The sequence below is a fragment of the Providencia sp. PROV150 genome (genome assembly GCF_028481025.1).
Lineage (GTDB): Bacteria > Pseudomonadota > Gammaproteobacteria > Enterobacterales > Enterobacteriaceae > Providencia > Providencia hangzhouensis.
The window spans coordinates 74,996-89,675 of the sequence record NZ_JAMPPJ010000027.1; the positions used below are offsets into that span (position 1 = coordinate 74,996).

General features: G+C 39.7%; 11 protein-coding genes. 9 read left to right on the top strand and 2 right to left on the bottom strand.

Features of this window, described 5'->3' with window-relative positions:
- Nucleotides 1-202: 202 nt before the first annotated feature.
- The gene (locus PSE83_RS17140; protein WP_272661002.1) at nucleotides 203-1,057 is read right to left on the bottom strand and encodes a hypothetical protein; all 855 of its coding nucleotides are present in this window, start codon (nucleotides 1,055-1,057) and stop codon (nucleotides 203-205) included.
- A 497-nt stretch (nucleotides 1,058-1,554) separates the two neighbouring features.
- Between PSE83_RS17140 and hutU the strand changes: the two genes are divergently transcribed.
- The 7 genes from hutU (at nucleotide 1,555) to PSE83_RS17175 (ending at nucleotide 10,883) form a co-directional block, all read left to right on the top strand.
- A complete protein-coding gene (gene hutU, locus PSE83_RS17145) occupies nucleotides 1,555-3,222 on the top strand; it encodes a urocanate hydratase (RefSeq protein ID WP_036958037.1) in 1,668 nt (555 codons plus the stop codon).
- Nucleotides 3,223-3,279: 57 nt separating this feature from the next.
- A complete protein-coding gene (locus PSE83_RS17150; protein ID WP_164560888.1) occupies nucleotides 3,280-4,464 on the top strand; it encodes a CaiB/BaiF CoA transferase family protein in 1,185 nt (394 codons plus the stop codon).
- A complete protein-coding gene (locus PSE83_RS17155) occupies nucleotides 4,461-5,600 on the top strand; it encodes an acyl-CoA dehydrogenase family protein (RefSeq protein ID WP_004258492.1) in 1,140 nt (379 codons plus the stop codon). The genes PSE83_RS17150 and PSE83_RS17155 overlap by 4 nt, the downstream gene beginning before the upstream one ends.
- 275 nt (nucleotides 5,601-5,875) lie before the next feature.
- Entirely contained in the window at nucleotides 5,876-7,315 is a 1,440-nt protein-coding gene (locus PSE83_RS17160; protein ID WP_096864389.1) for a purine-cytosine permease family protein, read from the top strand.
- A gap of 152 nt (nucleotides 7,316-7,467) precedes the next feature.
- The gene (locus PSE83_RS17165) at nucleotides 7,468-8,223 is read left to right on the top strand and encodes an electron transfer flavoprotein subunit beta/FixA family protein (RefSeq protein ID WP_164456037.1); all 756 of its coding nucleotides are present in this window, start codon (nucleotides 7,468-7,470) and stop codon (nucleotides 8,221-8,223) included.
- Between the two features lie 15 nt (nucleotides 8,224-8,238).
- Nucleotides 8,239-9,189, top strand: a complete 951-nt coding sequence (locus PSE83_RS17170) for an electron transfer flavoprotein subunit alpha/FixB family protein (protein WP_136135047.1) — start codon at nucleotides 8,239-8,241, stop codon at nucleotides 9,187-9,189.
- 11 nt (nucleotides 9,190-9,200) lie between these two features.
- Nucleotides 9,201-10,883 carry an electron transfer flavoprotein-ubiquinone oxidoreductase gene (locus PSE83_RS17175; protein ID WP_164565532.1) on the top strand — a complete coding sequence of 561 codons (1,683 nt, stop codon included), beginning with the start codon at nucleotides 9,201-9,203 and terminating at the stop codon, nucleotides 10,881-10,883.
- An 89-nt stretch (nucleotides 10,884-10,972) separates the two neighbouring features.
- Here the strand turns inward: PSE83_RS17175 and PSE83_RS17180 are convergent, their stop codons facing one another.
- Nucleotides 10,973-11,686, bottom strand: coding sequence for a UTRA domain-containing protein (locus tag PSE83_RS17180; RefSeq protein WP_004258469.1), 714 nt, complete (start codon nucleotides 11,684-11,686; stop codon nucleotides 10,973-10,975).
- A gap of 276 nt (nucleotides 11,687-11,962) precedes the next feature.
- Here PSE83_RS17180 and PSE83_RS17185 point away from each other — a divergent pair, with 276 nt between their 5' ends.
- Both PSE83_RS17185 and PSE83_RS17190 read left to right on the top strand, forming a co-directional pair.
- A complete protein-coding gene (locus PSE83_RS17185) occupies nucleotides 11,963-13,216 on the top strand; it encodes a hypothetical protein (RefSeq protein ID WP_036958034.1) in 1,254 nt (417 codons plus the stop codon).
- A complete protein-coding gene (locus tag PSE83_RS17190) occupies nucleotides 13,213-14,343 on the top strand; it encodes a hypothetical protein (protein WP_164565531.1) in 1,131 nt (376 codons plus the stop codon). The genes PSE83_RS17185 and PSE83_RS17190 overlap by 4 nt, the downstream gene beginning before the upstream one ends.
- Nucleotides 14,344-14,680: the final 337 nt, after the last annotated feature.

The following is a 14,680-nucleotide window of genomic DNA, read 5'->3' on the forward strand; positions in this document are numbered from 1 at the left end:
GGCTTCATTCGGCTGTTTGGGGCACATACTTGTGTATGCTGCCCCAATTTTCGTTATCCTTCACGCTGTGGCGTTGTTGGCTTCATTCGGCTACTCGGGTCACATACTTGTGTATGCTCCCCGAGATATCCTCATTTTGCCGCCTAGCCACAACGCGAATGATTTAGAAAATTATTAATTAAATCATTAAATCATTAAATCATTAAATCATTAAATTGCTATTGGCTATGCTGCCGAGTGATAGCTGTGGTGGGTTCGTTTCAATTTTTATTTTTAGTGTTAACTTGTCCTGTTTTTCAGCAATTAACTTATCCTGTTCATCAAATGTAAAATGAGTCGTCGTTACTGCCATAACCTCTGAATTATTAACTTTTTTTCCAGTTTTTGTATTGATTAAATTAAAGTAACCTTCAGATTTTACCTGATAGCTATTATTATCTAAAATATTAATCATGATTGATGATTTGCCATGATCTTGAAATAAAAATTCGGATTGGGTTTTACTTATCATTTCCGAGGCTTTAATAGTGCCTTCTGCCAAATGGGCTTGATTTGCAATATTACAAATATGGCATATATGTGAAGGCGGTAATTTTCCTAGGTATTTATTAATATCAATTATGGATTGTAGTTTTATTGGATTATCTTTTTGATTTTTAATAAGAATATTCATTCTTGGTATGTCAGAGGCGATTTGTTTAAAGTGGGATTCTTCTAATTCAATATATCCACTTGATCTTATTTCATTTTCAATTACAAAAAAAGGATTTATATCTTGTTTTATTTCTAAATTAATTACTTGATTTTCATTTGATATATTATCGAATGAGATATGGCAATTTTTTTTAGATGATGAGAATAGTGGCAAATAGTAATGCTTTCTAGCAAAATTAATAGCTTCTTTCTCTTCGGTGATATAAAACCAAGATTTATTTTTAATTAAATATGGCAATAGGCTGTTTAAATTAATAACTTTATTTATATCAAAATTTCTTTTGTTTTTTGGGATAAAATAATTTCTTACCCGATTAAAAAAATTAGTAATGTTGATGCTCATAAAATTCTCCAATTTTAAACAGGAGGAAAAATAACCTGTTTTTAGAAGAAATAATTGCAAGAAGCGTGAATAGCTAATGAATAGCGCATCTACTTCTATACATCGTTACAATGTTCTGTGAAGCGACTCTCAATTTTGTTATTTGCTTGTTTCTATATACAAAAACAAATGTATATACAACTTTCTCTCTAGAAACATACAGCTACTTGTTGTTGTATAACATCCCTCGTATTCCAACCTTCACACTTCCTACAAAATTTCAAATTTAAATGTATATACTTTGTGAAGTAAATGTATATATATTTAAATCATCGATAAACGCTCTCAATGAATAGATAGTATCGAGCAAGTTGATAGAAAAATAATCTGTTGATTTATAATCAATTAATTAGTTTGAAGACGCACGTGCATCGCCACTAACTGGGTATCTCGCAGATTATTATAAATAAAATTGTTAATTTTAAGTTAATTAAAAATGGATGATAGGGGATACAACCATGTTAAATCGTACTGACTCAACTCGAGTGATCCGCGCACCACGTGGCAGTGAGAAAACCTGTAAAAGCTGGCTGACAGAAGCGGTATACCGAATGATCCAAAATAATTTAGACCCAGATGTTGCTGAGCACCCTCAAAGCTTGGTGGTCTATGGCGGTATCGGCCGTGCAGCACGTGATTGGGAATGTTATGACAAAATTTTAGATGTGCTGACCACATTGGAAGATGACCAAACATTACTCGTGCAATCAGGTAAACCTGTTGGTGTGTTCCCTACCCATCCAGATGCCCCACGCGTGTTGATCGCAAACTCAAATATTGTTCCTCACTGGGCGAATTGGGATCACTTTAATGAGTTAGATCGCAAAGGCCTAATGATGTATGGCCAAATGACGGCCGGCTCTTGGATCTATATTGGTTCTCAAGGGATCGTTCAAGGCACCTATGAAACCTTTGTTTCGCTTGCTAAACAGCACTTTAATGGCAACGCCGCAGGGCGTTGGATCTTAACTGGTGGACTTGGAGGGATGGGAGGTGCGCAGCCATTAGCCGCAACTATGGCAGGTTTTAGCATGATAGCGGTCGAGTGCGATGAAAGCCGTATCGATTTTCGTCTAAGAACCCGTTATGTAGACAAAAAAGCGACTTCTCTTGATGAAGCATTGCAATATATCGACGATGCCAAAGCCAATGGCCAACCCGTTTCTGTTGGGCTATTAGGTAATGCGGCTGATGTTTACAGTGAATTGGTGAAACGCAATATCACCCCTGATTCAGTGACCGACCAAACGAGTGCTCATGACCCAGTACATGGCTACTTACCACAGGGCTGGACACTCGCCCAATGGCGTGAAAAACAACAAACTGCCCCTGCTGAAGTGACCAAAGCTGCGAAAAAAAGCATGGCAGTACAAGTAGATGCGATGCTAACGATGCAAAAACGTGGCTCAGCAGCTTTTGACTACGGCAACAATATTCGCCAAATGGCAAAAGATGAAGGGATTAGCAATGCCTTTGATTTCCCAGGTTTTGTTCCTGCTTATATCCGCCCATTATTTTGTGAAGGTGTTGGACCATTCCGTTGGGTCGCGTTATCAGGTGACCCAGAAGATATCTATAAAACAGACCAAAAAGTAAAAGAATTATTACCAGATGACAAACACTTACATAATTGGCTCGATATGGCACGTGAGCGTATCGCATTCCAAGGGCTCCCTGCTCGTATTTGTTGGGTCGGTTTAAAAGACAGAGAAAGATTAGGCCGTGCTTTCAACGAAATGGTGAAAAGTGGTGAGTTAAAGGGCCCGATTGTCATCGGTCGTGATCACTTAGATTCAGGCTCTGTTGCGAGTCCACACCGTGAAACGGAATCCATGAAAGATGGCTCTGATGCCGTATCAGACTGGCCTTTATTAAACGCACTGTTAAATACCGCAGGTGGGGCAACATGGGTCAGTTTACATCATGGTGGTGGTGTTGGCATGGGCTTCTCGCAGCATTCAGGCGTCGTCATTGTATGTGATGGAACGGACGCTGCTGATAAACGTTTAGCGCGCGTTTTACATAATGACCCTGCAACGGGCGTTATGCGCCATGCAGATGCAGGTTATGACATCGCCATTAACTGTGCGAAAGAGCAAGGCTTGAACTTGCCGATGGTGAAGTAATGTCCTTTGCCGGCTGCTTAATCGGTCGGCAACTTTCTGGAATATAAGGAATTCAGTATGAATGCTGCGTTAACTCAGAAAAGACAAGGGCCACTGGCGGGGATCAAAGTGATCGACTTAAGCCGTGTGTTAGCAGGTCCTTATTGCACCGGTATGATGGCCGATCTTGGTGCTGAAGTGATCAAAATTGAAGTGCCCAACCACGGTGATGACAGCCGCCATTTAGGGCCATTTATTGATGGTGAAAGTGTTTATTACGGTTTGATTAACCGAGGTAAACGCAGTATTGAATTAGACCTTAAAGCGGATGAAGACCGAGCAATTTTATTTCAATTAGTCAAAGAAAGTGATGTGGTGGTTGAAAACTTTCGCCCTGGTGTGACTCAACGACTTGGTATCGATTTTGAGAGCTTAAAGCAGCACAACCCTAAATTAATTTACGCCAGTATTTCAGGGTTTGGACAAAACAGCCCACTTGCCAGTTACCCGGCTTATGACATTGTGGCACAAGCGATGTCAGGCCTAATGAGTGTCACGGGGTTCCCAGAAACAGGGCCAACACGTAGCGGTGAGTCAATTGGCGATGTGTGTGCAGGGATGTTTGCGTCATGGGCGATAAGCAGTGCGCTATTTGCGAGAGAGCGTCATGGCGAAGCGGCACAGTATATTGATGTGGCGATGGTAGATGTCTTATTGAGCATGCAGTTAACTGGGCTTTCAAACTTATTTGCAAATGATAAGGCCCCGAGCTTAGTGGGGAACCGCCACCCAGTATCCACGCCATTTGATACCTATCAAGCAAAAGACGGTTTAGTCGTTATCGCGATTGCGAGTGAAAAGCTATTTCAACGCTTTTGCGAATGTATGGAAAAACCGCAGTTATGCCACGACCCGCGCTACGGTGATGACCCAAGCAGAACGCAGTATCAAGCTGAACTTAGAAAAGAAATCGAAAGTTGGACACGCCAAAAAACGGTTGAAGAGGTATGTGACATATTATTAAACGCGGGGGTTCCTGCTTCACCCATTCATAATTTGCACCAAGCCACACAAAGTGAACATGCCGAAGTGAGGAAAGTACTGACGTACCTGAATGATGGAGGAACACCATTGGTTTCTCAACCGGTTTTTTTTAATGGAAATAAACCTCATTCGACCCGCCGTGCCCCGAAATTAGGTGAGGCAAACTTAGTTTATAAACCAGCGAAAACAACAATTAAAAATGCGGAGACGATGCAATGAGTTTTGATATTAATGAAACGGAACAAGCGGTTGTAGATGCGGTAGAAAAAGTTTGCCATGACATTTTACAGCCAAATGCACAAAGATACGATGAAACCGAAACCTTTTGTGCTGAAAGTTTACAAGCGTTAGGGGAAATGGGCTGTTGGGGAATTAATTTACCTGAACAGTATGGCGGTTTTGGTATTGGCAGTGTGGCGATGAGCAAGGTCGTGGAAGCGGTTGCAGCAGCTTGTGCATCGACGTCATCGGCTCTAACGGCGCATTTTTTGGCGACAGATTCAATTTTAATTGGTGGGACAGAAGAGCAAAAAAATCATTGGTTACCAAAAGCCGCTGCTGGGGAATTATTAGGTGCATTCGGCTTAACTGAGCCGGCTGCGGGCTCTAACCCTGCGGATATGCGTACTGTGGCTGTACGTGAAAATGGCGGATGGCGTATTCGAGGAAATAAACACTATATCACAAACGCCAAAGAGGCTGATTTTATTGTGTTATATGCTAAAACCGATGTTGAAGCGGGAGCCCGTGGCATCAGTGCATTTATGATCCCTAAAGGCACTGAAGGTGTGGCATTTTCTCAACCTGAAAAAACCATGGGATTAAGGGGTAGCACGATTTATGAATTAGCGCTGAATTGTTGGCTACCGGAATCGGCATTACTGGGAGAGGAAAATAAAGGGTTCCACACCGCCATGGAAGTTTTAGATAAAGGGCGTGTTGAAGTGGCCGCAACGTCACTCGGTATTGCTCGGGCTGCGATGGAAAGTGCTTTAGGTTGGGTAAAAGAACGCCAAATTGGTAAAAAACCCTTAGCTGCATACCAAGGAACTCAATGGCGTATTGCGGATATGCACACGCAATTGGAGGCGGCTCGTATGTTGACCTGGCAAGCTGCGGAATTACGTGATTCAGGGGAGCGTTTTAGTTTGCAATCCGCTACGGCGAAATTGTTTGCTGCTGAGTGTGCGGGTTTTGTAACGGATGCGGCTTTACAGCTTCATGGCGGCTACGGCTATATTCGTGACCTTCCCCTTGAACGTTATGTGCGTGATGCACGGATTTTACGGATTTTTGAGGGCACATCAGAAATACAAAAAATTATTATTTCACGTGCCGTTTTAGATGCCCACTAAGTTATTTTAAGTATTGAGCCGAGTAAGCGGGACAGGCGTTTACTGGTTTATGGAGCACCATAGGAAGCACTACCTGACAACAGGATCATGGAATTAAAAACACAACAACAATCAGGTTTAAGAATGTATTTCAATTAGTTATTTAGGGTGAATAACAGATAAAACATCACCCAGCGTAATGCTTAATAACTGTACCTTACAACTGTAGTTATTGCGGTTCCATTACGATTAATTGGTTCATTCTTTAAGCCAGCCTTGCTTAAAGAGGAGTTACCATGACAGTTTCAAACGACATCGCTACAGGGCAAAAAAACCGGCAGGAGAATGTACCCTTAATCGAAGCGCGTTCCATCGATTACATTCCAGAGTCCGAGCGCCATGGCACTTTATCGAGCCAATTCACACTTTGGTTCGGTTCTAATTTGCAAATAACGGCAATTGTAACGGGGGCCTTGGCAGTCGTGCTTGGCGGAGATGTATTCTGGTCATTAATTGGCTTGTTTATTGGCCAATTATTAGGTGGTGCGGTGATGGCCTTGCATGCGGTGCAAGGGCCGAAATTGGGGTTACCACAAATGATCTCGAGTCGTGTACAGTTTGGCGTATACGGTGCCGTCATCCCTATTTTATTAGTTTGCATGATGTATGTCGGGTTTTCTGCTAGTGGTACCGTGCTGGCAGGGCAAGCGGTTGGTCAGTTGTTACATGTGACTGATTGGGTTGGAATTATTATTTTTGGTGTGGTGATTATCGGCATTACAATTTGTGGTTATCGCATCATTCATATTTTAGGGAAAGTAGCGAGCGTTATCGGCGTGATTACGTTCTTTTATCTATTTTTCCGTCTATTTTATATGAATGATGTTTCGGTATTACTGGAAAACCGCCATTTTAGCTGGACGAACTTTTTATTAGCGATGTCATTGTCTGCTTCTTGGCAAATTGCATTTGGGCCTTATGTTGCGGACTATTCTCGTTATTTACCGACTAAAACCCCGACAATTAAAGCCTTCTTGGCTGTGGGTTCAGGCACAGTAATTGGTACGCAAGCCTCAATGATTTTAGGGGTTTTTGCCGCAGCGCTTGCTGGCAATAAGTTTGCCGGTAATGAAGTCTCGTATATTGTGGGCTTAGGCAGCACAGGTTTAATCGCGGCGTTGCTATACATCAGTATTTTCTATGGGAAAGTGACAATAACTGCATTGAATGCCTATGGTAGCTTTATGTCTATGGCTGCGATTTGGTGTGGCTTCCGTGGGAAAAGCCAAATTTCTCGTGGCCAAAGGTTGTTCTTTATTATTCTAATGGTCAGTTTTTCAACACTACTTGGGTTAGCGGGCCAGCACTCATTTTTAAAACTCTTCTCTGCTTTCTTATTGTTTTTACTTGCATTCTTTACCCCTTGGAGTGCAATTAATTTAGTTGACTACTATTGGGTCACTAAAGGTCGCTACGACGTTCCCGAACTTGCAAACCCAAATGGCCGCTATGGGCGTTGGAATAAAGTCGGGATATTCACTTACATTGCCGGTGTATTAATACAATTACCATTTATATCAACAGGTTTTTATACCGGGCCTTTAGTCGAAAAACTCGGTGGTGTCGATATTTCATGGATTGTTGGCTTAGTAGCAACAAGTATTCTTTACTATGTTGCGATTAAAAAATGGCCTATGTCAGTCGCAGATCGGTTGATATTACCGACAACAAAATAACCATTTCATAAAAAACTAGCATTAAAAAGCGTAAAAATTGAGATAGCCAGTAGCAGTGTAACTATCACTGTTACGGTTTCTCTCAACCTAAAAAACGGTTTTAGAACATTACCATACCCACCAATCGTTGAAGAATTGGGATAGGAGTTGCTATGAAAATTTTAGTCGCAGTGAAGCGAGTGATAGACCATAACGTCAAAATAAGAGTAAAAGCCGATGGTTCAGGGGTTGAATTGGCGAATGTCAAAATGGCAATTAATCCATTTGATGAAATTGCCGTCGAAGAAGCTGTGCGTTTAAAAGAGGCGGGAAAAGCAACAGAAGTGATTGTGGTTTCCATCGGTGACATTGGTTATCAAGAAACATTACGTAGTGCGATGGCGATTGGCGCTGATCGTGGGATTTTAGTACAAAGATCTGGGGAGTTAACACTAGAGCCACTGGATATAGCGCGTTTACTTCAACAAATCGTAGAAAGGGAACAGCCAGATCTTATTTTATTAGGCAAACAAGCTATTGATGATGATTGCAATCAAATAGGCCAAATGCTCAGCGCATTATTGGATTACCCGCAAGCGACATTTGCTTCTCAAGTTAAGCTTGAAGGGCAATCACTGCAAGTTACGAGGGAAATTGACGGTGGTTTAGAAACGTTAGAAATGCCATTGCCAGCGGTCATCACAACAGACTTACGGCTCAATGAACCTCGTTATGCAACTTTACCTAATATCATGAAAGCGAAGAAAAAAACGTTAGATATTATCGATATTACTGATATGGATTTTACCCCATTAGGGCAAATTAAAACACTTAGTGTCTCAGAACCCAAAAAACGAGCGGGGCAATGTACATTGCTAAGCAGTGCGACAGAGCTAGTCAGTGCATTACAAGCGAAAGAAGTGATTTAATCGAGGAAAATACCTATGAGCCAAATATCTGTATTAGTGGTTGTCGAGCATGATAATCAAACAATAAAAACCTCTACTTATCATAGTATTAACGCTGCAAAACAACTTCTCACCGCAGGTGGTCATTTGCACTTATTAGTTGCAGGAAGTGAGACAGAATTGGTCGCTCAGCTAGCTGCGAGTATAAAAGGCGTGAGTAAAGTCCTAGAAATACAATCAGATAACCTTAAAAACCAACTTGCAGAACCGATGGCTCATGCGGTGGTGAATATTGCAGAAGAATATACTCATTTACTGTTTCCAGCGACGACATTTGGTAAAAATATTGCCCCACGGGTTGCTGCAAAGTTAGGGATCGCACAAGTTTCAGATATTACTCAATTTATTGATTCACAAACTTTTGTTAGACCTATTTATGCAGGGAATGCGTTAGCAACGGTACAAAACAATGGCCAGAAAGTGGTCATTACGGTGCGTAGTTCGGCATTTTCAGGGGGATATGAAACGCAAAATAGTGCTGAAATAGAGAAGGTTTCCCTTGCCGATATACCGCTGCGTAGTCAATTAAAAAGCCAATCGTTAACTCAAGTTAGCCGTGCGGAATTGAGCTCTGCAAAAGTGGTTATTTCAGGCGGGAGAGGCCTGAGCTCAGGTGAAAATTTTGCGTTATTGGAAACGATAGCTGACAAGCTAGGGGCTGCGGTTGGGGCTTCACGTGCTGCGGTAGACGCTGGTTTTGTGCCAAATGACTACCAAGTAGGACAAACAGGGAAAATTGTCGCACCTGATTTGTACATAGCTGTAGGAATTTCGGGGGCAATTCAGCATGTTGCAGGAATGAAAGAAAGCAAAGTGATCGTTGCTATCAATAGTGATCCTGAGGCGCCGATTTTCCAAGTTGCGGATTATGGCATTGTTGGCGATCTGTTTGAGATCTTACCTGAATTTGACAAAGCATTAGCGTAAGAGGTGGACGAATGGCTATCGACAAGATTGATAAGATAAACGAGGCTCCCGAGCGGGAATCGATGGAGTTCGATGTCCTGATTGTCGGTGGTGGGCCCGCGGGGTTATCTGCAGCAATACGTTTAAAGCAGCTAGCGGCAAAGAAAGGAACAGAAATTTCGGTTTGTTTAATTGATAAAGGTGCACAGATAGGAGCTCATATTTTATCTGGTGCAGTGATAGACCCACGTGCTCTCGATGAATTGCTACCAGATTGGCAGCAAAAGGTTTCGGCTTCTTTAACACCTGTAAGTCATGACCGTTTTTTATGGCTAAAAGAAAATAAAGCGAGTCATTTACCCCTCTCTTTATTGCCAAACTGTTTGAAAAACAATGGTAATTTCATTGGTAGCTTAGGGGAGATAAGTGCTGCACTAGCCGTGGAGGCAGAAGAATTAGGTGTTGATGTTTTTGCCGGTTTTGCTGCCACAGAGGTGTTATTTGATGATAAAAACCAAGTGATAGGCGTCACAACTGGAGATATGGGGCTTGATAAATTAGGCAACCCAACACAGATGTACCAACCGGGTATGAATTTACTGGCAAAAATGACCTTTTTTGCGGAAGGATGCCGTGGTCAGCTAGGTAAGCAATTGATAAATCATTTTAATTTAGCCACAGAGAGCGGTAAACAAACCTATGGTTTGGGGATCAAGGAAATTTGGCAAATTCCAAAAGAGCAACATCAAGCAGGGTTAGTTGTCCATTCTGTTGGCTGGCCGCTAGATAACCACACCTATGGTGGTGGCTTTGCTTATCATTATGGGGATAACTTAGTCGCAGTGGGTTTGGTGGTCGGGTTAAATTATGAAAATCCGTATTTATCACCGTTTGATGAGTTTCAACGCTTAAAAACCCATGCTGCTTTTAGTGATTTCTTATCGGGTGGAGAACGGATCAGCTATGGTGCTAGAACGATGGTGGCGGGTGGGTTAGCCGCGTTACCTGAACTAAGCTTTCCCGGAGGTGTGTTAATTGGTGATGATGCAGGTTTTCTTAATGCAGCCCGAATTAAAGGCACCCATTGTGCGGTGAAAAGTGGGTTATTAGCAGCAGAAGCTTGGTTCAGTGCTAACCAGAATGGAATGGTTGACTATTTACAGTTTAAAAAGCAATTTCGCCAGCTATTTGAAGAGAGCTGGTTATATCAAGAGCTTTATCAAACACGCAATTTCAAGCCCTATATGAAAAAAGGGTTAGTGGTTGGTTCAATGCTATTTGGTGCAGAACAACTGTTATTAAAGGGGCGTACCCCGTGGACGTTGAAATTAAAACAATCAGATCATGAAGGAATAAAGGAAGCCAAGGGTTTTACACCGATAGATTACCCAAAACCCGACGGTAAATTAACGTTTGATAAGTCTTCTTCCGTATTTTTATCGAATACTAACCATGAAGAGGAACAACCTTGCCATTTAAAACTGGCTGATATTAATGTCCCTATCCAAGTTAATTTAATGAAATATGCTGCACCCGAGACGCGTTATTGCCCCGCGGGAGTTTATGAAATTGTAGGGAATAAAAGTGAGGAAAAACTGCAAATTAATGCGCAAAACTGCCTGCATTGTAAGGCTTGTGACATTAAAGATCCGTTACAAAATATCACCTGGACTGCTCCCCAAGGAGGGGAAGGGCCTATTTATCAAGGAATGTAAAACGAATTTATTGTGATGTAGTTGTGCTTGATATTTTTTGTTTTATCAGTCGCTTTGGGGCAATTTTGCCCCATTTTTTTATTTTTGCATTAATTCTCAATTCGAGAATGTAATTTTAATTTGTAACGAGAGCCAGCTGTGATCATATTAACATAGCTAATTAGAGTGTTACCTGTCCAAGTGCGACGGCTAAGTTGTAAGCAAGGTGAGTTTTCTTTAATTGATAATGATTGAGCAATAGATTTTGTGGCTAATGCAGCTTCAATGGTATGTTCCATTTCACTGACAGGAAAATGGCGTTGCAAATAACCGCTAGGAGTTTCAGTGTCACCATATTTTTGCTTAACAAAGTCGGGCACAATGGCGTGGTTAACATAGCGTTCTTCTAACATTAAAGGAATATCGTTTTCAAAATGTAGTACTTTACAGTAGCCCACATCACTTCCTTCACTAATCCCGAGCTGTAGTGCAATTTCTGCTGATGCGGGAATAATTTTTAGTTGCAGCTGGTGGCCGCTATATTTATTACCACTTGTTGAGATCTCATCAAAAATATCAAACGCTTTTGTTACGGGAAGCTCATGTTTTTGAGTGGCGACAAATGTGCCTTTGCCCGCAATACGATGTAGGATCCCTTTTTGACTTAACTCTGAAATGGCTTTATTCACGGTCATACGGCTTACATTGAATTGAGCACATAGCTCTAATTCTGTCGGTATTTGTGTTTCAGGCTTAAAAATACCTAAATCAATACTGCGTAAAATGTAAGACTGAATTTGCTTATATGCAGGTTGTAATGTCATCGCTGTTATTCAAAATTATTGTTAAAGGAAGGAGTGGTAACATTGTTTTATTGCCACATTTCACTCACAAACTTTTTATTGAATGCAAGTTTATCAGTAATTACTGGCTTTGCTAGTAGGAGATACCTATTTCTAATGATTAACCTGAGTTAAATAGCTGTTTAAGGTGCTCGTCCTTATCTGAATTATTTAATTATAAGGTAAGTTTTACTAGGGCTATATACCTTTATTTATTATCATAATGTTAAATTTACTTAGCGAAATAGGCATTTATTCATGCGAGTTCAATATTTCCATGTCAGTCTTACTCAATGTGACTATCAAAATGTCAGCCCAATGGGAATGGTAAGATTGATTGCCTCCCAAAAAGTATTTTTCTTTAATCAAGGTGATTTTTCAAATAGTGAAATTTTTTTAGAACGCTTACAACAAGGCGATACCTTGGTTATTTGTGCAGAAGAGATGAATGATGGCAGTTATTGGGCTGAGTGGGTTTACCATGAAAAGCATGGTCGACTTGAGCCAGATAGAACCATTAGTTTTAATCGCTCACTAGGAAAACAGTATTTAATTTCGTTAGCCTTAATGGCCCTGATACCTGCAGTGTATTACTGTTTTATTAATGCAGATGATAGCTTCTTAATGATTATCTTAGTCTCACTTTTAGGTTGTGCTGCCTTTGGTGGAATAGTTTTGTTTGCTCTTGCACTGGCCGAAACTAAACATATTTTAAGTCCAAAACGAAAATCAATTTTAAAAGCGTTGGATTTAGTTATTGATGGGCAATATCAAAAGAGTGAACAAGGGCAACAAATTGAAATTTTAGGAATTAAAAGCTCAAAAAATAAAGCCAATAAATTACGTAAATCAGTAGATAACTATCGTGATAAAGCGTCATTACTCGTCACCCGTGGGAAGGTTAATATTACATCAACCCTTAGCTTAACTGTTGCGAGAGGGGATGCAGAGCAAAAACTCAATCATATCGGTTTACAGATAAATAAAAGTCATATGGATGTTCTAGTGTCAGCAAATGAACCCTTATTCAACAACCATAATCTATTTATTGCTCAAGGTGATGAACTTGAAGTTTTTCATAAAAATATCCAAGCGCATTCAAAAGAACAGGTGATTTTTGGTATTTATAACCATCAGGATGGGCTTGCCTACAGCCTGATTGGCAAAGGAGCACCACAAGAAAGAGGGTTTTATACTGGTTTATGGGGTTTCATTTGTTGCATTTTGGCTATTTTCATTCTAGTTGTAGGTGGATTATCTATTAGTGAAACCTTTGAAAAAGGCGGTTATTGGGATCATTGGGACTGGATGAACATTATTGATACTGGTGTCATGTATATCAGTTTTTCTGGAACCATTTTATTAGGAATAAGTTTCCTTATTGCTTTATGTGTGGCGATTTATTTTAAAGTATCAAAACGTGGTAATGCTTACTATCAATCTCAATATTTATTAAAACAACTTCGTCGGCAGCACGGTAAAACAGATTATGTGACGGAGGTGCGTTCATGAACCCATTTCTCAGTAAGCGGTTTCTTATTGTAACTTTTATCTTTGTGCTCTGTTTATTTTTCACTTTCTTTATTTTTACTCGAGGTAGCACGGAAGATTGGCAATGGCAAAACCATAATGAAAATAGCTCTCCAATTGGAAGCTATGATTTTACAACGACATTTCCAGCTGAAAATGGGATGTTAATTGTAGCTAAAAAAAGTGGCCGTTCTAATTATTATTACTCTTCTTATAATACTTATATGCCTTCAAGTGAATATGATAACCAGATTTTATTTGCAGATAATAATGGCGTGCATTTTATTACTTATAGCGATCAAAGTTTTTATAATGCAGTCTGTGAAAGAAAACAATGTTTAATGATGTTCAGTGATGGCTATCAAAAAATTAACTTAACTGATTTTTCAGTGAGTGAATTTACACCTTGGAGTAAAAAAACTGGCAAGCTATTTTCAACGTTGATTATGGGAAAAATCTACTTATCTAAAAGCTCTCCTTTCTATGTTGTTGCGGATAATGAAAATATTTTTATCAGCGCTGATAAAGGAATGACATGGGAACATTTTATGAATGTTCGTGATTTAGCTAAATCATTATTCCCTGAAGAAATTGAAGGTAATTCAAATTTTTCCTATGCAACATATCGAGATAAAATCGTAATGTGGTACAGCTATGGTAATCAAATGGGCTCATTAGAAGTTATCATGGATATCCCGACTAAGCAGGTTATTAGTAGCAAATGGTTGCCTGTTAGAATTAATGAAGCTGCACAAAATCTTAAAGGCGATATTTTTGTGGTTGCTCAAGAGCCTTCACGTCGTTTGTTTTCTTTGATGCAATTTCATACAAATGGTCATTTTGAAGTAATCGCAGAAAGCGGTTATAACCACTTGAATAGCTTAAACGTTGGAAATCAAGGGTTGATTGTTTCGAATTCAATTAGAGGTTCACAACAATATCTAATGATGGATTTTGTAACAAAAGAGATCAGTTATCGTCCTGAATTTCCTTTGTATAACAAAATATACAATATGGCGGACCAATCCTTGATTGAAATAGAAAGTACTTATTCAAATGAAAGTGCGCTGACTAAAGGAGCACAAGTTTCTTATCAATCATTGCATTGATGCGTAAAGATGATTTAGTGTGTTCTCATTCAATAAGGATAGGGTTTTCCCTATCTTTTTTGTTATTGTTATTTAAAGGTTAAGCTAATACTAAAATAGGTATAGTTTGCAGTTTAAGGAGAGGAAGAGTACGTTTTAATGATAGACTAAAAATAGATAAAAATTAAACGATTTTAACTCATTATATGGAAGTAAGTTGTATAATTAGAAATATATAATAAAAATAAAAGAAATGTAGTTAATAATATATAGTATTAACTATAGATGATGATATTCAATATCATCATTAAAGATTACTAGCTAATTATTCTTTATAGATGTATTAATATTTAATCAA

Bases quoted from the DNA above. Each gene is read 5' to 3' on its own strand.
- PSE83_RS17140 (WP_272661002.1), bottom strand. From the start codon at position 1,057: ATGAGCATCAACATTACTAATTTTTTTAATCGGGTAAGAAATTATTTT.
- hutU (WP_036958037.1), top strand. From the start codon at position 1,555: ATGTTAAATCGTACTGACTCAACTCGAGTGATCCGCGCACCACGTGGC.
- PSE83_RS17150 (WP_164560888.1), top strand. From the start codon at position 3,280: ATGAATGCTGCGTTAACTCAGAAAAGACAAGGGCCACTGGCGGGGATC.
- PSE83_RS17155 (WP_004258492.1), top strand. From the start codon at position 4,461: ATGAGTTTTGATATTAATGAAACGGAACAAGCGGTTGTAGATGCGGTA.
- PSE83_RS17160 (WP_096864389.1), top strand. From the start codon at position 5,876: ATGACAGTTTCAAACGACATCGCTACAGGGCAAAAAAACCGGCAGGAG.
- PSE83_RS17165 (WP_164456037.1), top strand. From the start codon at position 7,468: ATGAAAATTTTAGTCGCAGTGAAGCGAGTGATAGACCATAACGTCAAA.
- PSE83_RS17170 (WP_136135047.1), top strand. From the start codon at position 8,239: ATGAGCCAAATATCTGTATTAGTGGTTGTCGAGCATGATAATCAAACA.
- PSE83_RS17175 (WP_164565532.1), top strand. From the start codon at position 9,201: ATGGCTATCGACAAGATTGATAAGATAAACGAGGCTCCCGAGCGGGAA.
- PSE83_RS17180 (WP_004258469.1), bottom strand. From the start codon at position 11,686: ATGACATTACAACCTGCATATAAGCAAATTCAGTCTTACATTTTACGC.
- PSE83_RS17185 (WP_036958034.1), top strand. From the start codon at position 11,963: ATGCGAGTTCAATATTTCCATGTCAGTCTTACTCAATGTGACTATCAA.
- PSE83_RS17190 (WP_164565531.1), top strand. From the start codon at position 13,213: ATGAACCCATTTCTCAGTAAGCGGTTTCTTATTGTAACTTTTATCTTT.